This window comes from Pseudoalteromonas sp. J2K-J979, assembly GCF_058169715.2.
On record NZ_CM200281.1, the window covers coordinates 2,044,191 to 2,067,500 of the forward strand.

The 23,310-nt window shown below is 41.1% G+C and carries 17 protein-coding genes and 2 rRNA genes; 5 read left to right on the forward strand and 14 right to left on the reverse strand.

Annotated features, from left to right (window positions below):
* Positions 1–12 precede the first annotated feature (12 nt).
* Positions 13–3,213, reverse strand: a complete 3,201-nt coding sequence (locus AC3KVK_RS09370; RefSeq protein ID WP_490312990.1) for an HD domain-containing phosphohydrolase — start codon at positions 3,211–3,213, stop codon at positions 13–15.
* Positions 3,214–3,390: 177 nt separating this feature from the next.
* Between AC3KVK_RS09370 and AC3KVK_RS09375 the strand changes: the two genes are divergently transcribed.
* From AC3KVK_RS09375 to AC3KVK_RS09390, 4 genes are all read left to right on the forward strand, one after another.
* On the forward strand, positions 3,391–3,693 hold the full coding sequence (locus AC3KVK_RS09375; protein ID WP_490312989.1) for a YkgJ family cysteine cluster protein: 303 nt from the start codon (positions 3,391–3,393) through the stop codon (positions 3,691–3,693).
* 258 nt (positions 3,694–3,951) lie between these two features.
* Entirely contained in the window at positions 3,952–4,668 is a 717-nt protein-coding gene (locus AC3KVK_RS09380) for a YebC/PmpR family DNA-binding transcriptional regulator (RefSeq protein WP_490312988.1), read from the forward strand.
* Positions 4,669–4,759: 91 nt separating this feature from the next.
* Entirely contained in the window at positions 4,760–5,101 is a 342-nt protein-coding gene (locus tag AC3KVK_RS09385) for a HopJ type III effector protein (RefSeq protein ID WP_490312987.1), read from the forward strand.
* A 90-nt stretch (positions 5,102–5,191) separates the two neighbouring features.
* On the forward strand, positions 5,192–5,482 hold the full coding sequence (locus AC3KVK_RS09390; protein ID WP_490312986.1) for an Lpp/OprI family alanine-zipper lipoprotein: 291 nt from the start codon (positions 5,192–5,194) through the stop codon (positions 5,480–5,482).
* Positions 5,483–5,554: 72 nt separating this feature from the next.
* Here the strand turns inward: AC3KVK_RS09390 and AC3KVK_RS09395 are convergent, their stop codons facing one another.
* The 6 genes from AC3KVK_RS09395 to AC3KVK_RS09420 all read right to left on the reverse strand — a co-directional run bounded on the left by AC3KVK_RS09395 (position 5,555) and on the right by AC3KVK_RS09420 (position 13,343).
* Positions 5,555–8,260 (reverse strand): DUF349 domain-containing protein, encoded by a 2,706-nt coding sequence (locus AC3KVK_RS09395; RefSeq protein WP_490312985.1) that lies wholly within the window; start codon positions 8,258–8,260, stop codon positions 5,555–5,557.
* Positions 8,250–8,531 (reverse strand): YeaC family protein, encoded by a 282-nt coding sequence (locus AC3KVK_RS09400; protein ID WP_490312984.1) that lies wholly within the window; start codon positions 8,529–8,531, stop codon positions 8,250–8,252. The genes AC3KVK_RS09395 and AC3KVK_RS09400 overlap by 11 nt, the downstream gene beginning before the upstream one ends.
* A 5-nt stretch (positions 8,532–8,536) precedes the next feature.
* On the reverse strand, positions 8,537–8,860 hold the full coding sequence (locus AC3KVK_RS09405) for a hypothetical protein (RefSeq protein WP_490312983.1): 324 nt from the start codon (positions 8,858–8,860) through the stop codon (positions 8,537–8,539).
* A gap of 77 nt (positions 8,861–8,937) precedes the next feature.
* Positions 8,938–10,614 (reverse strand): alanine/glycine:cation symporter family protein, encoded by a 1,677-nt coding sequence (locus AC3KVK_RS09410; protein ID WP_490312982.1) that lies wholly within the window; start codon positions 10,612–10,614, stop codon positions 8,938–8,940.
* A 37-nt stretch (positions 10,615–10,651) separates the two neighbouring features.
* Positions 10,652–11,776, reverse strand: coding sequence for a M14 family metallopeptidase (locus AC3KVK_RS09415; protein WP_490312981.1), 1,125 nt, complete (start codon positions 11,774–11,776; stop codon positions 10,652–10,654).
* A gap of 121 nt (positions 11,777–11,897) precedes the next feature.
* Positions 11,898–13,343 carry a glyceraldehyde-3-phosphate dehydrogenase gene (locus tag AC3KVK_RS09420; RefSeq protein ID WP_490312980.1) on the reverse strand — a complete coding sequence of 482 codons (1,446 nt, stop codon included), beginning with the start codon at positions 13,341–13,343 and terminating at the stop codon, positions 11,898–11,900.
* Between the two features lie 142 nt (positions 13,344–13,485).
* Between AC3KVK_RS09420 and AC3KVK_RS09425 the strand changes: the two genes are divergently transcribed.
* The gene (locus tag AC3KVK_RS09425) at positions 13,486–14,283 is read left to right on the forward strand and encodes a DUF2989 domain-containing protein (protein ID WP_490312979.1); all 798 of its coding nucleotides are present in this window, start codon (positions 13,486–13,488) and stop codon (positions 14,281–14,283) included.
* A 57-nt stretch (positions 14,284–14,340) separates the two neighbouring features.
* Here AC3KVK_RS09425 and ihfA read toward each other — a convergent pair whose 3' ends face one another.
* From ihfA to AC3KVK_RS09460, 7 genes are all read right to left on the reverse strand, one after another.
* Positions 14,341–14,640 carry an integration host factor subunit alpha gene (gene ihfA / locus AC3KVK_RS09430; protein WP_009840442.1) on the reverse strand — a complete coding sequence of 100 codons (300 nt, stop codon included), beginning with the start codon at positions 14,638–14,640 and terminating at the stop codon, positions 14,341–14,343.
* A gap of 2 nt (positions 14,641–14,642) precedes the next feature.
* Positions 14,643–17,030, reverse strand: coding sequence for a phenylalanine--tRNA ligase subunit beta (gene pheT / locus AC3KVK_RS09435; RefSeq protein WP_490312978.1), 2,388 nt, complete (start codon positions 17,028–17,030; stop codon positions 14,643–14,645).
* A gap of 14 nt (positions 17,031–17,044) precedes the next feature.
* Positions 17,045–18,025: a phenylalanine--tRNA ligase subunit alpha gene (pheS, locus tag AC3KVK_RS09440; RefSeq protein WP_490312977.1), complete on the reverse strand. Its 981-nt coding sequence runs from the start codon at positions 18,023–18,025 to the stop codon at positions 17,045–17,047.
* A 102-nt stretch (positions 18,026–18,127) separates the two neighbouring features.
* Positions 18,128–18,838, reverse strand: a complete 711-nt coding sequence (gene hda, locus AC3KVK_RS09445; protein WP_490312976.1) for a DnaA regulatory inactivator Hda — start codon at positions 18,836–18,838, stop codon at positions 18,128–18,130.
* Complete coding sequence (locus AC3KVK_RS09450) at positions 18,839–19,891, reverse strand: DUF2066 domain-containing protein (RefSeq protein ID WP_490312975.1); 1,053 nt, start codon at positions 19,889–19,891, stop codon at positions 18,839–18,841.
* A gap of 237 nt (positions 19,892–20,128) precedes the next feature.
* Positions 20,129–20,243 (reverse strand): 5S ribosomal RNA (gene rrf / locus AC3KVK_RS09455).
* Positions 20,244–20,373: 130 nt separating this feature from the next.
* Positions 20,374–23,257 (reverse strand): 23S ribosomal RNA (locus AC3KVK_RS09460).
* Positions 23,258–23,310 lie beyond the last annotated feature (53 nt).

Here is a 23,310-nt window from a genome sequence, read left to right on the forward strand (position 1 = left end):
AGACTAAGGCAATCAGGCCGTGGCTTTTAACTCAGTGTCGGTAATGTCATTCAAATAAAAATCGATATCGATCGTGCCTATTTGCGCGGCAGATAAATAACGGGATGCATATTCTTGATAAATGCCCGACGATAAGAACAACTTAAAAACATCCATATCGACATGTTGATCTTGGGCCATTTTATACAAAATATCGATAGCCACACTCAGTGGTTTTGCTTTTTTATAGGGGCGATCAGCTGCCGTAAGGGCTTCAAATATATCGGCTAGCACTAAAACTCTTTCAGGAATTGAAAGTTGCTCCGCTGTCAGTTTTCGTGGATAGCCCGTCCCAATTAAGGTCTCATGGTGAGTTGATGCATAGCGAGGGACTTTTGCCAGCTCTGCTGGAAACGGCATTTTATCTAACATTCTGATTGTGCTAATGATGTGCTCATTTATTTTGAAACGATCTTCAGCTGTCAATGTACCTCGTGCAATCACTAAGTTATGTAATTCTCCAAGATTTGCCCGAAACTCAGGAATTGCCATATTAATGCCTAACTTTTTGTCATATTCAATTGGGTGATCATGCGCAATAATATGCTCAGGCTTATCAGCTAACAATTGCTCGGTTACCGGCAATGGCTGCTTAGCAAGATTCACACGCTGCTCTTCAATCGGTGACAGACCTAACGTATCGTCAAAATAGCGCTGCCATGTTTTAGTTGAGAGTTGATTTAAGCGATCAATATGCTTTTGTGACATAAATTCACCGCCAACATTTGCGTGAGCAACAAATGCAAAATCTTCACGCAATTGCTGTTGTTGTTGATTTTTATCGGCTAACCATTGTGCTTGAGCTGCAGGCTCTGCGAGCAATTTTTGCCAATACTGTATTTCTGCATCTCGCCACAATACCTCAAAGCGCATCCTAATTTCATGAATGCGATTATAAATTGCCTCTAGTTTCGTACCTTTATCAACAATATGCTCAGGTGTGGTAATTTTTCCGCAATCATGTAACCAAGCTGCAATTTTAAATTCACGGACTTCATCTTCATTGTTAAATTTAAACTGCTTAAACGGCTCAGCGTCTGAGTTAGAAGCAACCTCAGCTAGCATCATCCCAAGCTCAGGAACGCGTTCACAATGACCGGCTGTATACGGCGATTTATCATCAATCGCTTGACCGATTAATTCAATAAATGAATCCATTAAATCTGTTTGATTCTGTTGATAACTTTTAATAGATGCTGTCATGCCTGCCATTGAATCTGTCAACTCTTGGATCTCTATAATATTTGAGTCATAAAATTCAATGTGATCGTATTGCCGCTCCTTAATACGCTCTGCCTGTTCTGCTAAGCGCTTGATTGGTTCGACTATTGGTTTAGCAAATAACCAACACAACGGCAGTAAAATCAGCAATAACCCTGCAGTAACCATAATGGCAACTCTTAGTTTTTTGAAGGCATTTTGTAACAGCTTATTTTTTGGAATTAACAATGCAAAATACTCGTCATGACCACTTAACTGACTAATGAAAAGGTACATATTCTGTTGATTAATTTGCACTTGAAGTAAATGATTAAAATTTCGCTGATCGTTAATCAAAGTGAGTACTTCTTTATAAGGGACGACCCCGACATGTTTCAATTCGTTTAACTGCTGCTGATTGAACAACCACTTTTGCTTCAAGGCTTCTTTTTGCTCTGCACTAATATTGTCAATCGCCAGATTAATGACCTCGAGCAACTCTGTGTGTGTTTTAGGGAGTAAAAAGTGCAAATCAGCCATTAGAGCTGGCTTATTTTGTGCTAAATCAAAATGATATTGCACTTTGTCTATAAAAAATTGTTTGGCGGTGTATTGCAGCACAAAGCGGTTATCAATACCGGCATAATAACGTCCTTGTTGGATACTTTTCAGCACCTCTAATGTGCTTGGTACTTCAACAATGTTTATTTGTGGATGGTACGCTTTTAATTCATCAATGACTGACCAATCGGCTGAAATCGCTAATGTTTTTCCATACAATTGGCTTAAACGGGTTATATCAGGCTCTTCTGGTTGGGTAATAATAGCAAATGGAGTCTGTAAGAAAGATTGGCTCATAATACCTAAATCACGGTTATTTTGGTTATCATAAGCTGCATTTAATAGGTGTATTTTTTCTTCCTTAAACAAGTTTATCAATTCTGCCCAACTAAAGCCGTTAATATAACTAAGCTCAAGCCCCGTCATTTCACTAATCACATTAAGTGTATCAACACTATACCCAGCTGGACGCCCTGCAATAGCAAAATCTAACGGTGCCCAATCAGACTCATTCGACACCGAGAGTTTCCCCACCTGTTTAACCAAAGCTTGCTGCTCAGGAGTTAAATACAATGGCTTTGAAGTTGGAATGCGAATAGTTGATAACCGCTGCTCGGTATTTGAAGCGATTAACTGACCCTCTTTTTCGAATAAAAACATTTCAACATTAAATTCTTGCTGCCCTTTATTATCTAAATTGAGTAAATATTCAGAGACTGAGGACAATGCAATATCAATGGCTATCACACTATTCTCACCCGGTAGTTTTAGGGAATATGTCTGACCAGGGGCTTGTAAATGCTGAAATAAATACGGAGAGCTTTTATAGATTTTATCTTCTGTCGCGCGTGAGAACCACATTCTTTCAACGGGATCATAATCTGTTTGTTGGATTAACGTATCCCGTAAAATTTGATCTTTGCCATAAAAGTGGGTCAATTTCTTCTTCTGTCCATCGACCATTTTAACTTCAATGACCGCCCATCGATCACTCGCAGCAGCTTTTATTTGACTTCGTACCAAAGGGCTAGCGTCTAAATTGATCACCTCATAAAACTCACTATTATCTAGACCTATATAGATGGCATAAAAATGTTGGCTCAGTGCCAAAATTTTAAAAATATCAGCCCGATTATGTTCCTCCATTAACTGGCTCTTTATTTTGGGGTTTTGAGAAAGGATTTCTAACGTATTTTCGACTTGTTGATTGAGTTTCGTCAAATCTGAGGCGGTATTTTCTGTTGCCATTTTAAAAATACGTGATGTGTATTCCTCGGCCATTTTAGAGTTAAAATAATACTGTAATAAAATAGCGACGCTTGCAGTCAGTAACACTGAGAAAATAAAAATACTGACAACTGTAGATTTAATCGAGAACAATAGGCGGTTTTTAACCACTTTAATCACTTCCATGTTTCCATTCTTGTATTATTCGCAATATATTTGCGTTAATGTTGATAAATCAAAGGCTTTCTTACTATTTTGATATTAGTCCCTATTTAGCTAAAGCCCAAAAAAAGAATATCTTTGTGAAGAACTTATCCATCTAGGGTATTTTTTTTAAGAATAAGTTACACTGACTTTTTTAGAATGAGAATTGCTGTGATCCCAATCATTCAACTACCCTCTGATGTAGTTTCCTGTGATACGTGCCAAGCTTGCTGTTGTCGACTAGAAGTCCTGCTAATTACTGACACCGGTGTGCCCAATCGATATATAAATAACAATCCCGATGAAATAGCGACTATGTCACGTTTATCTGATGGATGGTGCGCTGCGTTAGATCGCAACACCATGCGCTGTTCAATTTATGAAGTGCGACCTTTAATTTGCCGTGAATTTGAGCTTGGCGAAGCTGACTGTCGAACTGAGCGGACCAAATTTGGGTGCTAATCCCCCTTCGAGATAAAAATCTCCCCTCACAAACCATTAAATGTCACTCTTCAATGTACTCATAATAACCAAAGGGTAACTAAGCGGGTTAGCATATCTGCAGCTTGTCTGTAAGCATTAAAAACAGCTGCTTAGAAAATTGTTATTAGCCAGTCTAAAGACTAATAACAACAAACGATTCTTTTATATCAAAAAAGTGCATTTAACGTTAACATTCCACAAGGAAATTTAATAGAAAACCAGCAAGGCGAATGAAAGATGGGTAGAGCGTATCAGAATAAAAAAGACTCAATGGCAAAAACAGCTGGAGCAAAAACTAAAGTTTATTCGAAATACGGTAAAGAGATTTACGTATGTGCTAAAAACGGTGGGATAGATCCAGACGGAAATCTCTCATTGCGCCGTCTTATCGAACGAGCGAAAAAAGATCAAGTACCAGCACATGTTATTGAACGCGCTATTGAAAAAGCTCAAGGTTCAGGCGGTGAAGACTATAGTACAGCTCGCTACGAAGGCTTTGGACCTGGTGGTTGTATGATTATTGTTGATTGTTTAACTGACAATAATAATCGAACTTTTTCGGATGTACGTGTTTGTTTTACAAAAGCAAACTCGAAAATAGGCGCTCAAGGCTCCGTCGCCCATTTATTTGATCATTTGGCAATTTTTGCATTTGCCGGTGACGATGATGAGGCCGTACTTGAAGCATTACTTATGGAAGATGTTGATGTCATAGATGTTGAAAATGAAAACGGTAAAATTACTGTATTCACACCACATACTGAGTTTTATAAAGCTAAAACCGTCTTAGACAACCTTGAAGATATCAAACTCGATGTTGAAGAAATCGCTTTTGTGCCTCAAACGACCACCCCTATCTCAGGTGATGATGTAGAAGTATTTGAACGTTTTCTGGCGATGCTTGAAGATTGTGATGATGTTCAAGAAGTGTATCACAATGCCGAAATCACCTAATAATATAGTATGAAACGAATTCGCTGTGCTGTTTTACCAGACAGCCGAAATAATAATTCAGGCGCAATATTGCGCCTTTTTTGGAGCTCCTATGTCGCTAGATGATTTTTTACTCACCCTCAAACAATCCCCATACTCAATTACTTTTACGAATACAATCGACCTTATCGATACCTATTACCAATTTACTCCAACTGAGTTTAATAACGGTGGGCTTAATAATGTAGCAGGATCGAATAATGGCTCCTGTAAGATTTTTTCATTCGGGTTATTACACCAGCTCACAGAGCAACAAACCTTAACTTTATTTGCTCAATACTACCAAGATGTCATCAATAGCCCCAATGGTGAAGATCACCAAAATATACGACATTTTATTCGTACAGGTTGGGCGGGTATCACGTTTTCTTCACCGGCTTTGATTTTACGTTAAAAAAATAGTTGCTGTATTTAATATTTGCTGGAATTTTCGTACTTTAATGCAATACTTTACGGGCTAGTTAATTTAATCAAGGATAAGAACATGCTTAAAAAAGTCGCCCCCTTCTTCATTGCATTCGCTGCCTTAATCTCATTAAGTGGCTGTAGCAATACCAGCAATTTGGAAGAACAAGTAAAATCGTTAAATGCAAAAGTTGATTCATTAACTATGAAGGTCGATGGTTTATCTTCTGATGTGGCTTCAGCTAATTCGATGGCATCGCAAAATAACAACGAAATTAAGATGCTTAAGTCATCAATTGAGTCAGCACAAGCTGACGCCAGTAAAGCGAACTCTCGTTTAAATAATTTAGTGTCGTCATATAAAAAATAAAATATTTCTTTAATGACGAAAAAAACCTGCCTCAGTTGGCAGGTTTTTTTATTCGTTAAAGTGAATATTAGGTTATTGGAGAAATAAAAGCTTAATAAAACTAAGCTGCTGTTTATCGTCGCCAGTTAAAGGCCCATGGTTGACCCAAGCAATAAGTAATTGCTCTAACTGCGCTTCTTCACCCGACATTTTTTCAGATAACAACGCAACTTGCTCTGTCATTCGCATTGCAGCATCCCCATTTGGCTCAGAAACCTGTGCTAAAATTTCCATTCTCACAAACAACTGTTCGCGAGTTAGATCCGTTGATGTTAATTTTTGCCAGTATTCAGGCAATGGCTGTTCTTGCTCGAGTGCTGAAAATAACTCATCATAGTTAGCGTTTAATTGCTGCTCATTAAGAACGGATATTGCTTTTGCCACTGCGCTTAAGGCATGCTTCACTTGATTTTGAAGCGGCTTTGCGTGAGGATCGATGCGCTGCTGTAATGCTTGTAGCGAATCGGTTATATCCTGTAACTGAGCTCTTTCTTCTGAGTGCTGCTCAAAAGCTTTTAACAGTGTTGTTAATTCCAGCTCCTGTTCGGCGTTAATTTGAGCTGCTTGCTGATCTTGTTGCGCTTTAGATTCATCACGTCGAGCAAATAATGCATCGTTATATTGACGAAACTTTTGCCAAAGTTCAGGTTCTTGTTTGTTACCTGCGAAACCGAGTGTTTTCCACTTCTGTTGCAGCCCTTTGATTTCTTGGCATGCACCAAACACATCTTCACTTTCACTTAACAACTTTGCCTGAGAAACAACTTGCGCTTTAAGTTCTGCATTACTACGGTGCATGGTTCTGATTGCCGTGGAAATGGGTCGCTCTGCGCTCTTATAATCTTGTAATAAACCCTTATAAGCTTTTGCATCAACACTGCCGGCAGCGCGCCATTGTTTAAGTAGTTTATTAAATAGTGACTCTACGTGTTTGATATCAAACTCTGGTTGTTCAATTTCGAGAGCTAACGCCTGTAACTTTTCAATAATCGCTCGACGAGCAGCTAAGTTGTTAGCCCGCTCTTTTTCTTGAACCGCAAAAAATTCTCGACAAGGAGTAAAGGCAGATTCAACCAACTGATTAAAAATTTCTGCATTTTGTTTATCTTGATCTGAGACAATTTTACCTAAATCATTCCATTGGCGACGAAAGGTTTTGACTTCTTCGGCGCGTGTTTTTGGGTCAGAACATGATGATTGTACCAATAACTTCAGCTCTTCAATCAAAGCCTCCCGTTTTGGTGCGCCGACGTATTCTTGCCAATCTTTTGCTTTACTTAGCTCATCAGCAATATGCTGATAGTCTTTTTCGAGTTGTTGTTGGTAATTCGGCGTTAATGTTTGGTAGATGTCATCCATTCCCTTAAACACACCAAATGCAACATTAAAACGACCCTGATTAATTAAACGACGCAAATCTTTAAGCTTTTTATGGCACTGGTTTTTATTTTGCTCTAAAGGACCTTTTAACGCTTCGATATTAGTGTGCCATTGCTGTTCGTGGGCTTTTAGTTGTTTTTTAGCTCTCGTATTAAAGGGATGCGGTAATTGTTTTAGCAACAATTTTCCTTGCTTCAACCACTGTTGAAAAGCTTGACTCGTCTCATCAAACTGCGCTAGTTCGTTTGGCTGTGTCAGTTCATTAAATGTGGATAAATGAGAATTAAAAGCTTCAAGGCTCGCCATTGTTTCTGGTAATTCGGCTAAACTCGCAGCCAATTCTTTAAAACGCGATTGACTCTGTGTGCTCACCTGCGGCGTCATTTTTAGTAAAGCTTCTGTATGGCGTGCCATATCATTAAGCGTAGAGATGTTCTGAGAAGAAAGATCATCTAATACAGCACTCATTTTCTCTTCAAACTGGTTTAGCGCTTCTAACAATACTTGCTGTTGTGCGGCAATTTCTCGCACCTCTGCAGCTTTTTGTTCAGCTAAATGGTAAGCCTCTCCAAGAGCGGTAATTTTCTTTTCTAATTTTTGTTCAAGTAGCCTAAATTTGTCTTTGAACTGTTCTTTTAATTCATTATCAAGCCAAGTGAACTCTAATTGATTCCATTGCTCATACAAAGCAATCGCATCTTCTTTAACTTGTAAGTAATCGTTTTTATCACGCAATGCATTCAACTTAGCTAAAATTAAAGTGACTTCTTTGTTGATTTTAACTGGCATTTCTTTAGCTAATTTAGCTTGTGCAATTTTTTCTTCTATCAGTTCGAGTGCCGCTGGTTTAGCCTTGTTTTTTACATTTTTAACTAATTGATACTGTTCGATTAAATCGAGTAATTTCACTTGGAATTGTTCATCTGCTTGATTAAAAGCAGTCTCAATTAAGCTCGGTTTAGCTACCCGTTTGAGTAACTTTAGACGTAGCCCCTCATCCTGATCGTTGAGCGCTAACTTCTCTAGTAGGGTATTTTTGTTACAGCGATCTATATAATCAATACGATGCTCTGCTGGTAGTGATTGATCAGCATTCAAGACCGCCGACATAATTTGTTTTTCGGCTAACTCTTTAATCGATTGCTCTTGTTCTTGCTTAAACGCTTGCCACCATGAAGTCATATTATTGAGCTTAGTGAGTGCTTTTTTACGCACTTCTGCGGCTTCGTCACTAAAAGCAAGTTGATGTAAAATCTCGTGATCTTTACTTTGCTTGCAATCGAGCTTTTCTAGAGCCCCCAAACGAGTCGCAAGCTTTGGGTGTTTCCATTTAGGCGTGAAAAGAGTCTTAAATATCATTTTGGCTAAACCTTGCTATGTCGTTGCTATTGGCAAATTCGCGTTTCAATTCTTGTTTTGACTTTTGTACTATGTGGCCATCCGCTCCAACGGTAAATTGTTGTTCCGATTTTTCAATTTTAGCTTGATACAACATTACAGCTTGAATGGCTTGTTCTCTTTGATCTGGCATGAGTGCGGTACCATCTGGCCATTTACCTGTGGCAGCCCCATATTGTAAACGTTCATATAATTCTGGGGTAATAGTGTTTACGAGTTGTTCAATGTTCATTGGTCTTATTTCTTTTTCAAAAAAACGATGCGAATACGATTAATTAAGTACCATAAAAACCCTACGGCAATCGCGCCTTGGCAGATCAACATTTCACTTGATTGCGGCTCGGGTGTGCGAGAGTACATGTATAAAAAGCCTGAAAGGAACAAAATCAATGCTAGAAATGAATGATTCATCAGCTTTTGCTTTTGTTCAAAATAGTGCTGTGTTGCTATTGCTTGGCGACTCTGCTCAGTTAATCCTTGCAAAGCGTATTGACAATGTGGACATTGCTTATGCTTACTGGATGCCGGCTTTTTACAGTTGGGGCAATCGATTCGTGCCATACTCGCTCCTACTTACTACTTAACGACACCGTCAAGGGACAAGAATAAAAAAGGCGCCCTATTGGACGCCGCATATTCTACTCTTTTTCATCGTCCTTGTCTTTTTTAAACTTCACCCAATAATCATCCACTGATTGTTTCATTTCTTTATGGAGGATCATAATCCCGAGTAAGTTTGGTAAGGTCATGACAACAATAGCCACCGCGGCTAACTTCCAAACTAAAGTGGTGTCAGCAAAAGACGCCCAGAAGAAGCCTGCTACATAAAAAACGCGATACGGCATCACAGAGCGACTGCCTAATAAGTAAGTCATAGCTCTGTCACCATAATAAGACCAAGCAATCGCGGTTGAAAAAGCAAACAGGAGTAAACCTATTGAAACAATATATTTACCATTATCACCAAAGAAGCCTCGTGTAAAAGCAATGGTCGTTAGCTCAGCAGAGTGAACCAATGACTTGCCTTTAACCAAGATAGCAGTATCGTCAATCACACCATCAATAATATCTATTGTGCCTGTGTACACATGACGTTCGGTTAAGCCAAATCGAATATCTTCACCGATTGAGCGTGAATGAAGAACAGTAAAGTCTTGATTGACCGCCTTGCCTTCAATGACATTGATTTGACCATTATAAAGCTCAACATTGTTGGCCTCGTCATTAAGGTAATCAAACAATACTTTGCGATCAGCATCATCCTTCTCAGTATAATTTCCCTTCAGAAAAGTCATACTTGAACGTTCAAAACTGGTTTCAAATTTTTCGTTCCAGGCCCCAGACGATAAAATCACTAGACCCGTTAAAGTACAAATAATGATGGTATCAATGAATGGCTCTAGAATAGACACCATACCTTCAGAAACCGGTTCATCCGCTTTTGCCGAAGCATGAGCGATAGGAGCTGAACCCTGACCTGCTTCATTTGAAAATAAGCCACGGTTTACACCACGGTTAAACGCATAAGCAAACGATGCTCCTAAGAAACCACCGGCCGCAGATGAACCTGTGAATGCATTACTGAATACAGCAGCAAATGAAGGGCCAATATTTTCAATGTTATAAAAAATAACCGCCAAAGCACCTATGATATAAACAGCAGCCATCAGAGGCACAACTCTAGAAGTTATTGCTGCTATTCGCTTAATGCCCCCAAGAATGACCAAAGCTAACAAGACAGATAACACAGCACCAGTCGCGATTGGTGCAAAACCAAACGTCGCTTCCATTCCTTGAGCGATATTATTGATTTGTGGCAAACTGCCTGTTCCAAATGAACTAATCACCGTTGCGATAGCAAATAATATCGCTAACCATTTCATATTAAGACGTTTGTCCATGTAGTACATCGGACCACCGGCCATAGTCCCATCTTCTGTTTTTTCACGGTATTTATGAGATAAAGTAACTTCAACAAATTTGGTTGTCATACCAAAAAAAGCTGTCATCCACATCCAAAATAACGCGGCAGGACCACCTATCGAGATGGCCAGAGCGACACCACCAATATTACCGGTACCGACCGTACCTGATAACGCAGTAGCAAGAGCTTGGAAATGTGTTGTATCCCCTTCTGCTGACTTCTTTTCATGCTTACCACTGACAATTTGTACCGCATGTCTGAAGTAGCGAACCTGAGGGAATTTTAGGTAAATAGTAAAAAATAAACCGACCCCTAACAAAACATATGGGAACCAAGCAGCTCCCCCTAACATGCCATCTAGGCTGTCTAATAAATTACCAAACTCTTGCACGTGTTGTTCCTCTTATTATTATTTTTTCGAAGCCTTGTTAAAGCTTATCAATCACATTTAAAACAGCGATGAGTGTATCTTGACCAAACGAATATGAACGACGGTCAGACCAGCCATAATCAGGATCAGGTAAACCGATATTATCTTTAAATGGCATTTCAACGGTATATGATAATGTTTTAAATTGTTCGCCCACCCATGCTGCACCAACAGTTAAATTCGCTTGGCCTGGTTCATCTTTATCATACCCGTGCACATCTTGAAACTCTGGGGTTGCAGCATGCATCGCTGCCTTAAATGTTTCTTCGAGCGTTTGATGACGGGCATCGTAGCTTGGTACGCCTTCACAACCCGCTACAAAGTTATATGGGATCGCTTCATCGCCATGAATATCTAAAAACATATCCAATCCGACTTCGAGCATTTTTTCACGCACATAAAATACTTCTGGGCTATTCGTTTCACACGGTGCTTGCCATTCACGATTTAAATTGCGACCGACAGCATTCGTTCTTAGATGGCCTCGCGCACTGCCATCAGGGTTCATGTTCGGGACAATATAAAACACGGCTTTATTTAACAAAGCTGCAGCATGAGCATCTTCATCGTCGAGTAATTTGTGAAGAACCCCTTCAACAAACCATTCAGCCATTGTTTCACCTGGGTGCTGACGGGCTGTAATCCAGATTTTCTTCTTCCCTTCAGCGGGTTCACCCACCCGAATTAGGGTCATATCACGTTGATCGACCGTTTGGCCAAGCGTTTCAATCTGGCAAATCTCATGACATTGCGCCCACGAAATTAAATCTAAATGGCGTTCATAACTGTACGGCGCGAAATAAGCGACATAAATTTGGTCACATTCCATTTCACATTCAATACTTAATACACCATTGGCATACGATGTTGGGAGACGCAACCATGTTTGACGATCATACGAAGCCACGGCTTGATAGTTTTCCCATCCATCTGGATAGGCTGAAGCTTCTAATCCACCGATATGCAAATTGTGTACTTGACCACGACGAGAATCTAAACGAAAGTGAAACCACTGGAAAAAATCAGAATTATTGTCTTTTTGGATAGAGAGTTGAATATCGTTCGGGTTTTCAATGCTATTTACGACGATATTACCTGAGTCAAACTGACTAGAAATTTTCATTTAATTAACCTTTTTTGCACATTGGCGCCAAGACTACCACACTTATTTCGGTGGTAAAATCGCTCCGGAATAAAAGAAATAAAAAAACCAGCACTTGGCTGGTTTTTATACGTAACTCAAATTAACGCGGTAAGCTTGGGTGCGTTACTTCAGCCATATCGCGCATAACACGTACAACCTGACAGCTATAACCAAACTCATTATCGTACCAAACATAAAGCACGACACGGTTGCCATCAACAATCGTTGCTTGAGAATCAACCACACCTGCATAACGGCTACCGACTAAGTCTGTCGACACAATCTCGGTCGAAGCAGTGTAATCAATCTGGTCGCGCAAATCTGAATACAGAGCGGTATCGCGTAAAAACTCATTCAACTCTTCACGCTCTGTACTGCTATTTAGATTTAGGTTAATAATTGCCATTGACACGTTCGGAGTTGGAACACGGATAGCGTTACCTGTTAATTTACCAGCAAGCTCTGGAAGCGCTTTAGCCACAGCTTTTGCTGCACCTGTTGATGTGATTACCATGTTAAGCGCCGCGCTGCGACCTCGACGCTCTGATTTATGATAATTATCAATTAGGTTTTGATCATTTGTATATGAGTGTACCGTTTCAACATGACCATTTAAAATGCCATATTTATCATTAATAGCTTTCAGCACTGGTGTAATTGCATTTGTGGTACAACTGGCTGCTGAAATGATCTTATCTTCTTTTAAAATCACATCATTATTTACACCATAAACGATGTTTTTGATGTCACCTTTTGCTGGCGCCGTTAATAAAACCTTAGCTGCACCTTTTGATTGTAAGTGCTGACCTAAGCCTTCTTCATCACTCCAGATACCCGTATTATCAACGATAAGTGCGTTATCAATACCATAAGCTGTATAGTCGATTTCTGCCGGAGAGTTAGCATAAATAACTTGAATGTAAGCACCATTCGCTTTAATGGCATTACGTTCATGATCAACCGTAATTGAACCATTAAATGGGCCATGAATCGAATCACGGCGTAATAAACTTGCACGCTTTTCTAAATCACCATCACGGCCTCCGCGCACAACAATCGCACGTAAGCTCAAATCGGCGTGAGAGCCTCCGCGTTCGATCAATAAGCGTGCTAATAAACGACCGATACGACCAAAACCATATAAAACAACGTCGCGTGGCTTAGTATCATCTTTTACATTGACGATTTCTGCTAACTCATCATTTAAGTACGCTTCAATACTGCGACCTTCGCCTGCATTTTTATAAATATATGCGTAGGCGAGTTTACCTAAATCAATACGCGCTGAGGCTAAATCCATTTTGCTGATTGCTTCTAAGAAAGGGAAGCTTTCACGTAAACGTAATTTACTTTCTTCAAACTGGGCAACAGTCTTATGCGCTTTAATCACATCAATGGTACTAGCACTGACTAAAGGACGGCCATAAATTGCGATTTCAATACCTGCATTACGGTATAATTTACCAATAATCGGTTGCATACTTTCTGCGTAATCTTGGCGTTCCTGCCAACTTTTTTGATATTCTTGCTCGTGAGATAAGGTCATTTTTTCTGCCTAATAAACAAATTTTGAACGGATAGCCCTAGATGGGCGTGCCTATTCTAATTTAATATTGCTTTTTTCTCTACTGTTAGGATCCAGAACATTGAGCTAGACTAAGAAATGCTAAAAAACTAAAGGAAAATCAATGAAACGAGTGGCACTTATAATTGCACCATTTTTACTTATACAGGGCTGTAGTGACGAAGTATCAGTCCGAGATGTTTGTGATAACACCCCTAGTATGTGTAATGACCTCAACACAGATGGCCATTGTAATGTAGAGCGCTCGCAAGTAATTGTCGCACGTCATTATGAACAAACTCAGCCTAGCGATGAAAATAAATACATCCTACTTGATAACTTTGAACAATACTCCCGCTGTATTTATAGAGCCGCAGGCATTGAACATATAAAATTAAAAGATAAAAAAACATCTCGAGTAAACGGCTATTTAACGAGTTTGGCTGAAATCAAGCGACTATCAAACGAAACTATCGATTCAACCTACCCAAAACTCTTATATTACCATTGGTCTCGCAATGGCTCTGAAGACGCGATGGAAAAGCTGCTTCTACAAGAAAAGCACCCTTCGATGCAAACATCTGAAATGCAATTTCTACTTGCGACCTATTTTATTAAGTTTGACTTGGAGAAAACCTTAGATCTGCTTTATTTGGCTTTACAACTCAATCCTGCCGGTGAGGATGTGAATACAGAAATATATACGTCATTAGTTAATATTTTTTATAAACAGAAAAATTACAAACATGCGTATATTTGGGGATTAATCGCTCAAGAGTCGGGTGTGAAAAAAATTGATCTAGCACCACTTGAAAACTTACTTCGCGGTGAAGGGAAATCATTAGACGCATTACAAGATTTAGCCGATAAAACATATGATGAAATTAACAACGGAGAGTTTATTTCGCCCCGCGGTTTTTGATCCTTGACTAGAAAAACAATGAGTAAAAATAAAGGCAGCCTAAGCTGCCTTTATTTTTTAATTTGACTTAGTAGTCCCCACTTCAACTCTCGTCTTGAGTTTTTGGCCAGGCCTAAAAGTCACAACGCGACGCGCAGAGATTGGAATATCTTCACCTGTTTTAGGGTTACGACCCGGTCTCTGGTTTTTATCACGTAAATCAAAGTTACCAAAGCCTGAAAGCTTAATTTGTTCGCCGCTTTCGAGAGCTGCACGAATGTTTTCAAAAAAACTTTCTACTAGTTCTTTGGCATCTTTTTTATTAATACCCAATTTAACAAATAGGTGTTCAGCTATGTCGGCTTTAGTAAGCGCCATATCTAGTCCCTCAACGATGCATTAAACTCTTCAGCCAAAACGGCCACTACTTGATCTACTACCAACTTGATGTCCTGCTCTTCGAGCGTTCGGTCACCATTTTGTAGTGTTAGTGCAATAGCCAAACTCTTATGATCTGACTCAATACCATTGCCCTTATACACATCAAACAAGTTTAGGTCAACCAATTGATTTCCGCCAACTTTTTCTATAACTGAAAGAATATCGCCTAATTTTACATCATCTTTCACTACAATCGCGATATCACGGCGGTTGGCAGGGAATTTAGATATTTCTTTCGCCAAAGGTAATTGACGTTTTTCTAAACCTAACATTTCGATTTCAAAGACAAAAGTCTGACTATTAATAGACAGTTTAGCTTGAATTTCAGGATGTAAAGTACCAAAAAAGCCAATTTTTGCATTATTACGATAAATAACTGCAGATTGACCCGGGTGAAGACCCTCAACCACTTCACTTTTGACTTCAAAAGATGATAAATCAGCAGTCAATGCTAACAATGCTTCGACATCTCCTTTTAAGTCGAAAAAGTCAACAGAACGGGCTTTTTCTGCCCAGTGTTCACCCATAATAGTGCCTGTAATCACGCCACCGATCACAGCTTGCTGCGCAATGCCATTTTCGGCTTCTTCGTCTTTAATGAACTTAAGACCATGTTCAAATAAACGAATACGAGATTGCTGACGATTTTGGTTATACACCAAGGAGCTCAATAGTCCTGGTAATAAGCTGATACGCATCGCAGACATTTCACTTGAAATAGGGTGTGGTAAAATGAGCGCATCTGCAGATGGGTGAATTAAGCTTTGAGTTTTTGGATCTACAAAGCTATACGTAATAGCTTCTTGGTAGCCTCGGGTCACTAAGGTATTTCGAAACACATTAAGCGGCAAAACTGATTCATTATGATCTGTCATTTTCAATGCTGCTTTTGGAGCAACATTAGGGATATTATTATACCCGTAGACACGCGCCACTTCTTCAATAAGATCTTCTTCGATACTAATATCAAAGCGGAAGCTAGGGACTTCAGCTGTCCATTGACCATTCTGATAATGGGCAACTAAACCCAGTCTGTTTAAAATGTCAGTGACCGTTTCTGAATTTATAGCGTAACCAATCACTTTATCTAAACGCGATTGACGTAAAGACACTTCTTTCTTTACTGGTAAATGCGCGTCGCTCACGGCTTCGATAACTGGACCAGCTTCACCACCCACAATTTCAAGCAATAATTGCGTCGCTCGCGCCATTGCATCGTGCTGTAATTGATAATCAACACCGCGCTCATAACGGTGTGAAGCATCAGTATGCAAACCATAACTACGTGCTTGACCCGCAATCGCTAGAGGACTAAAAAATGCGCTTTCTAGTAAAATATCCGATGTTGATTCGGTGACCCCTGAATCTTCACCACCAAAAATGCCTGCTATCGCTAATGCTTTATTTTCATCAGCAATAACTAAGGTCGTTGGTTTTAATTTGGCTGTATTTCCATCGAGCAGAACAAGTTCTTCATTCTCATGTGCATGACGAACTTTAATACCACCTTCAATTTTAGCTAAGTCAAATGCATGCATCGGGTGACCAAGCTCTAACAATACATAATTAGTGACATCTACAACCGGATCAATAGAACGCACACCACTGCGACGTAACTTTTCAACCATCCAAAGTGGCGTCACTGCGTCTAAATTAATCCCCTTAATCACTCGGCCAAGGTAACGCGGACACGATTCTGGGTTCACTAACTCGATATTGATTACGTCATCAATGGTCGCAATAACAGGTGGGATATTTAATGTCTTTACATCGATAGCGTTTAATACACCCACTTCACGAGCCAAGCCTTTGATGCCTAAGCAATCACTACGATTTGCAGTGAGGTCAACGTCGATAATTGTGTCATCTAAACCCAGATATTCTCTAATATCTTGGCCGATAGGTGCATCAAGAGGTAACTCTAAAATACCCTCTGAATTATCACTCATCCCCAATTCTTCGAACGCGCACAACATTCCATGCGAAGGCTGGCCACGTAGCTTGGCTTTTTTGATTTTAAAGTCGCCCGGTAAAACCGCGCCCACTTTAGCAACTGCGACTTTAAGGCCTTGGCGACAGTTTGCGGCACCACAAACAATATCAAGTAGTTCATCTTCACCAACGTTTACTTTGGTAACGCGTAACTTATCGGCATCGGGGTGCTGTCCACATTCAACAACTTCCCCAACAACGACACCTGAAAAATTGCCTGCAACTGGATCTAAGCCATCAACTTCTAAACCGGCCATTGATAATTGTTCCGATAGAGCCTCGGTGTCAATTGCTGGGTTCACCCACTCTCTTAACCACTTTTCACTAAATTTCATTTAAATCTTCACTCTTATCGGAACTGGTTTAGGAATTTCAAATCATTTTCAAAAAATGCACGGAGGTCATTTACACCATAGCGGAGCATGGTAAGGCGTTCAACGCCCATACCAAACGCAAAGCCGGTATATTTTTCAGGGTCGATCCCTACGGATTTAAGAACATTTGGGTGAACCATGCCACACCCTAAAACTTCAAGCCATTTGCCATTTTTACCTTTTACATCGACCTCAGCCGATGGTTCAGTAAATGGGAAATACGAAGGACGGAAACGAATTTCCATATCTTCCTCAAAAAAGTTACGCAAAAAATCGTGTAAAATCCCTTTGAGCTCAGTAAAACTAACATCAGTATCGACCATCAAACCTTCCACTTGATGGAACATCGGCGTATGTGTTTGGTCATAGTCATTTCGATAAACACGACCTGGTGAAATGATCCGTAGAGGAGGTTGCTCAGTTTCCATGGTCCGAATTTGTACACCACTTGTCTGAGTGCGTAAAACTAATTTCGGATTAAAATAGAATGTATCGTGATCAGCACGCGCGGGATGATGTTCTGGAATATTTAACGCATCAAAATTATGAAAATCATCTTCCACTTCTGGGCCTGCTTTGACGGCAAAGCCTAATTCACCAAAAAAGCTTTCAATGCGTTCAATAGTACGCGTTACAGGATGCAACCCTGCTGATGGCAATACACGCCCGGGTAAAGTGACATCAATAGTCTCTGAGGCTAACTTCTTCGCTAACGCTTCGGAGGCTAATGCCTCACGCTTAACATTTATTTGCTCTTGGACTGACTGTTTGGCTTGATTAATAACCTGACCAGCCGCTTTGCGTTCTTGCGGATCCATTTTACCTAGCGTTTTAAGCAAATCTGTTATTTGCCCTTTTTTTCCGAGGTAATTTACACGCACATCTTCAAGTTGTGCGATTTCACTTGCATTTTCAACCGCTGCAAGTGCTTGCGATACAATATTTTCTAAATTCATTAGATTTCTGATCCCTCTAGTGAGGTAGATTTGCCGATTTTTAAGGATTTTTACAATCCCTAATGATAACTGAAAGTTGCAACTAGATGCTAGTCGCGAGGACTATAAGTTTAAAGTAACTTTAATAAATGGAATGGTGAGTTTTCGCTGTTGAACCATAGAAGCATGATCGAGCTTATCTAAAACATCAAGTAATGCACGCATATCTCGACTTAAACGAGTCAATAAGAAACGGGCACACTCATCGGTCAATTCAAGACCGCGCATATGAGCTCGTTTTACCAGAGCTTCGGCTTTATCATCATCGCTCATCGAACGAATTTGAAATGTCGTGCCCCATGTAAGTCGTGATTCTAAGTCCGGCAATTCGATATTAAGCATGTTAGGCAACAGATCAGCTGTTACAACAAGACATTTACCTGGTTCATTAAAGCGATTAAATAAATTAAATACTGCTTTTTCCCAAGGCTCATTACCTGCTATTAAATGCAAATCATCGATACATAAAACATCCAGAGAATCTAAGCCGTCCAAAACAATTGGCCCATATTCGAAGACTTCACGCATCGATAAAAGCATGGTTGACAAGCCTTTTTCTTGGGCATGAACACACGTAGCGTACAGTAAATGCGATTTACCTGAGTCCCCTAGCCCACAAAGGTACGTATATTGAAACGCATTAGGCAGATTATTAAATGAGTCTTTTAGATGACTCACCTCAAATGAGTCCTCACCTCCAAAATAACTCGAAAACGTTTCATCATCAGGTAATGTAACAGCCAAGGCCAATTGCATCGGTTCAGACATAGTCATTTAACGAACACCGAGCCATTGGTATTGTTCTACTGTTACTTCATCAACTGGCGCAAATGGATCAAAAACCCGCTTGAATCCTTTATCGAGGCTCAACGTATTAGACAAATCTTGTTTAGAACCATTTAAAATTAACTTAAGAGTAATTTTAGAGTCTGAAATTGACACAACCTGTATATCCTTAATTACTGTCAAAGTTAACAATCGTCTTTTGGCATATTCTAATTCAATGTAACTATCCACACCCAGCAATGTAAACAACTCGCCACGTTGGGTATTTTCTTGGTTTTTGTTCACGGCATAACGTTCAGCTAAAGCGGCTGAAATATCGTCAATCATTTGTGAGATAACTTGTTGTTGGTCACCAACAATTGATTCTACAGCAAGTTCAGTTTCATGTGTGAACCGCCAATCTAGATGCCAAGATGTTTGTTGATTAGGTTTATATAACCTCGCGGTTACAATTCGTTCTGGTTTATAGCGCTTCGAAGCGACATTTACCGGTTCAGAAAAATTCGCCCATACATCACTGACTGTTATGTTGAGCCTATCTTCTAAATCAAGTAATGGCAGAACTATTGGTAGCGCTCGTTTTTGTGATTGATCAGATAATACCTGCTCTAGTTGCGGGAAACCTTCACGCGTAATCAAGTCACGTTGCAATGCATCTTCAAAAGCTAACCAGATCAGTACTAACGGTCGTCGATTTCCCCATATTGAGTAACCAATTTCATTCAATAATGTATCAACTTTATTATTATCAAAGCGAATAATTAAATACTGCTCGCCATAATCAGCATCTTGATATTGATACTTACGCATATATTGTGAGATGTCATCGAAGGCAGTTTGAATTTCAGGTAGATTAGAATCCACTGAACGACCACTTACTTTGGTCAGCACCCCGAGCAAAGCAGATTTACTCGCTTGTTCTCTTGAATAAGTTGATTTATCTGACACCATTACACGAAATTGATATAAATCAGAAACCTCAGCAGATTGAATGCTTTTTGATGATAACACTAAGAAAATCAGGAAAATGAATCTACGCACAAAAAAATCATCTGTCAGAAAATGTAGTTTGATCCTAAAGCAAAGCCAGAAACAAATCAAAACTATCTTGACGAAAAAGTTAAAATGAAAGTCTCGCTATAGCGAAGAGTAAGCCTGAATTGAACGATTAAATTCTCAGTTGTAAATATCGTTAATCTTCGATAGAAAGAGATTTTCTTTGCAACTCACCAAACAGCAAAAAGCCCGACTCATTGAGTCGGGCTTTTCTTAATAGGAGCCTGGCGATGTCCTACTCTCACATGGGTAATCCCACACTACCATCGGCGCTGTTTCGTTTCACTACTGAGTTCGGAATGGGATCAGGTGGGTCCAAAACGCTATTGTCACCAAGCAAAATTTTTCCGCTTTACCGCTTTCGCCGTAAAACTAAATTCGGAACGCTGATTTTAAAATTGTCTACTTCAGTCTATCTAACTTCTTGCTTATTCATCAGTGCTTCATACAAACCACTTTGGCGTTGTATGGTTAAGCCTCACGGGTAATTAGTATAGGTTAGCTTAACGCCTCGCAGCGCTTCCACATCCTACCTATCAACGTTGTAGTCTCCAACGGCCCTTTAGTGGAGTTAAACTCCAAGTGAGAACTCATCTCGAGGCTCGCTTCGCGCTTAGATGCTTTCAGCGCTTATCGATTCCGAACGTAGCTACCGGGCAGTGCCATTGGCATGACAACCCGAACACCAGCGGTTCGTCCACTCCGGTCCTCTCGTACTAGGAGCAGCCCCTCTCAATTCTCAAACGCCCACGGCAGATAGGGACCGAACTGTCTCACGACGTTCTAAACCCAGCTCGCGTACCACTTTAAATGGCGAACAGCCATACCCTTGGGACCGACTTCAGCCCCAGGATGTGATGAGCCGACATCGAGGTGCCAAACACCGCCGTCGATATGAACTCTTGGGCGGTATCAGCCTGTTATCCCCGGAGTACCTTTTATCCGTTGAGCGATGGCCCTTCCATTCAGAACCACCGGATCACTATGACCTACTTTCGTACCTGCTCGACTTGTCCGTCTCGCAGTTAAGCTTGCTTCTACCATTACACTAACCGTACGATGTCCGACCGTACTTAGCAAACCTTCGTGCTCCTCCGTTACTCTTTGGGAGGAGACCGCCCCAGTCAAACTACCCACCAGGCACTGTCCGCAACCCCGATTAGGGGCCTACGTTAGAACATCAAAACTACAAGGGTGGTATTTCAAGGACGACTCCACAACAACTAGCGTCGCTGCTTCAAAGTCTCCCACCTATCCTACACATGTAGGTTCAATGTTCAGTGCCAAGCTGTAGTAAAGGTTCACGGGGTCTTTCCGTCTAGCCGCGGGTACACAGCATCTTCACTGCGATTTCAATTTCACTGAGTCTCGGGTGGAGACAGCGTGGCCATGGTTACACCATTCGTGCAGGTCGGAACTTACCCGACAAGGAATTTCGCTACCTTAGGACCGTTATAGTTACGGCCGCCGTTTACCGGGGCTTCGATCAAGAGCTTCTCCGAAGATAACCCCATCAATTAACCTTCCGGCACCGGGCAGGTGTCACACCGTATACGTCATCTTTCGATTTTGCACAGTGCTGTGTTTTTAATAAACAGTCCCAGCCACCTGGTTACTGTGACTGCCAACAGCTTAAGGAGCAAGTCCTATCACCGTCAGCAGCGTACCTTCTCCCGAAGTTACGGTACTATTTTGCCTAGTTCCTTCACCCGAGTTCTCTCAAGCGCCTTAGTATTCTCTACCTGACCACCTGTGTCGGTTTGGGGTACGATTCAGCATGAACTGAAGCTTAGAGGATTTTCCTGGAAGTATGGCATCAACAACTTCACTACCGTAGTAGCTCGTCTCGTATCTCAGTCTTAAGAACCCGGATTTGCCTAAGTTCTCAACCTACTTACTTTCACATGGACAACCAACGCCATGCTTGCCTAGCCTGCTCCGTCTCCCCATCGCATTCATGCCGAGTACGGGAATATTAACCCGTTTCCCATCGACTACGCGTTTCCGCCTCGCCTTAGGGGTCGACTCACCCTACCCTGATTAACATGGGATAGGAACCCTTGGTCTTCCGGCGTGCGGGTTTTTCACCCGCATTATCGTTACTCATGTCAGCATTCGCACTTCTGATACCTCCAGCAAACCTCCCGGTTCACCTTCAACGGCTTACAGAACGCTCCCCTACCCCGCATACATAAGTACGCAGCCGCAGCTTCGGTGGTATGTTTAGCCCCGTTACATCTTCCGCGCAGACCGACTCGACCAGTGAGCTATTACGCTTTCTTTAAAGGATGGCTGCTTCTAAGCCAACCTCCTGGCTGTCTGGGCCTTTCCACATCGTTTCCCACTTAACATACACTTTGGGACCTTAGCTGGCGGTCTGGGTTGTTTCCCTCTTCACGACGGACGTTAGCACCCGCCGTGTGTCTCCCGGATAGTACTTTACGGTATTCGGAGTTTGCAAAGGGTTGGTAAGTCGGGATGACCCCCTAGCCTTAACAGTGCTCTACCCCCGTAAGTATTCGTCCGAGGCTCTACCTAAATAGATTTCGGGGAGAACCAGCTATCTCCCGGTTTGATTAGCCTTTCACTCCTAGCCACAAGTCATCCCCTAACTTTTCAACGTTAGTGGGTTCGGTCCTCCAGTTGATGTTACTCAACCTTCAACCTGCCCATGGCTAGATCACCGGGTTTCGGGTCTATACCTTGCAACTATACGCCCAGTTAAGACTCGGTTTCCCTACGGCTCCCCTAATTGGTTAACCTCGCTACAAAATATAAGTCGCTGACCCATTATACAAAAGGTACGCAGTCACCTAACTAGTAGGCTCCTACTGCTTGTACGTACACGGTTTCAGGTTCTATTTCACTCCCCTCACAGGGGTTCTTTTCGCCTTTCCCTCACGGTACTGGTTCACTATCGGTCAGTTGGGAGTATTTAGCCTTAGAGGATGGTCCCCCTATATTCAGTCAAGATAACACGTGTCCCGACCTACTCGATTTCACTTACTATAGATTTTCATGTACGGGGCTATCACCCTGTGTCGCCGCACTTTCCAGAGCGTTCCACTAATCACAAATAAGCTTAAGGGCTGTTCCGGTTTCGCTCGCCGCTACTTCCGGAATCTCGGTTGATTTCTTTTCCTACGGGTACTTAGATGTTTCAGTTCTCCGCGTTCGCCTCGTTAACCTATGTATTCAGTTAACGATACCTGTAAACAGGTGGGTTTCCCCATTCGGAAATCTTAGTCTCAAGTGCTTTTTACTAGCTCGACTAAGCTTATCGCAAGTTAATACGTCCTTCATCGCCTCCAACTGCCAAGGCATCCACCGTGTACGCTTAGTCACTTAACCATACAACCCAAAATAGTTTGAATTATATATAAAGGACTGATTTAAACTTCGCC

Bases quoted from the DNA above. Each gene is read 5' to 3' on its own strand.
- AC3KVK_RS09370 (WP_490312990.1), bottom strand. From the start codon at position 3,213: ATGGAAGTGATTAAAGTGGTTAAAAACCGCCTATTGTTCTCGATTAAA.
- AC3KVK_RS09375 (WP_490312989.1), top strand. From the start codon at position 3,391: ATGAGAATTGCTGTGATCCCAATCATTCAACTACCCTCTGATGTAGTT.
- AC3KVK_RS09380 (WP_490312988.1), top strand. From the start codon at position 3,952: ATGGGTAGAGCGTATCAGAATAAAAAAGACTCAATGGCAAAAACAGCT.
- AC3KVK_RS09385 (WP_490312987.1), top strand. From the start codon at position 4,760: ATGTCGCTAGATGATTTTTTACTCACCCTCAAACAATCCCCATACTCA.
- AC3KVK_RS09390 (WP_490312986.1), top strand. From the start codon at position 5,192: ATGCTTAAAAAAGTCGCCCCCTTCTTCATTGCATTCGCTGCCTTAATC.
- AC3KVK_RS09395 (WP_490312985.1), bottom strand. From the start codon at position 8,260: ATGATATTTAAGACTCTTTTCACGCCTAAATGGAAACACCCAAAGCTT.
- AC3KVK_RS09400 (WP_490312984.1), bottom strand. From the start codon at position 8,531: ATGAACATTGAACAACTCGTAAACACTATTACCCCAGAATTATATGAA.
- AC3KVK_RS09405 (WP_490312983.1), bottom strand. From the start codon at position 8,860: ATGGCACGAATCGATTGCCCCAACTGTAAAAAGCCGGCATCCAGTAAG.
- AC3KVK_RS09415 (WP_490312981.1), bottom strand. From the start codon at position 11,776: ATGAAAATTTCTAGTCAGTTTGACTCAGGTAATATCGTCGTAAATAGC.
- AC3KVK_RS09420 (WP_490312980.1), bottom strand. From the start codon at position 13,343: ATGACCTTATCTCACGAGCAAGAATATCAAAAAAGTTGGCAGGAACGC.
- AC3KVK_RS09425 (WP_490312979.1), top strand. From the start codon at position 13,486: ATGAAACGAGTGGCACTTATAATTGCACCATTTTTACTTATACAGGGC.
- ihfA (WP_009840442.1), bottom strand. From the start codon at position 14,640: ATGGCGCTTACTAAAGCCGACATAGCTGAACACCTATTTGTTAAATTG.
- pheT (WP_490312978.1), bottom strand. From the start codon at position 17,030: ATGAAATTTAGTGAAAAGTGGTTAAGAGAGTGGGTGAACCCAGCAATT.
- pheS (WP_490312977.1), bottom strand. From the start codon at position 18,025: ATGAATTTAGAAAATATTGTATCGCAAGCACTTGCAGCGGTTGAAAAT.
- hda (WP_490312976.1), bottom strand. From the start codon at position 18,838: ATGACTATGTCTGAACCGATGCAATTGGCCTTGGCTGTTACATTACCT.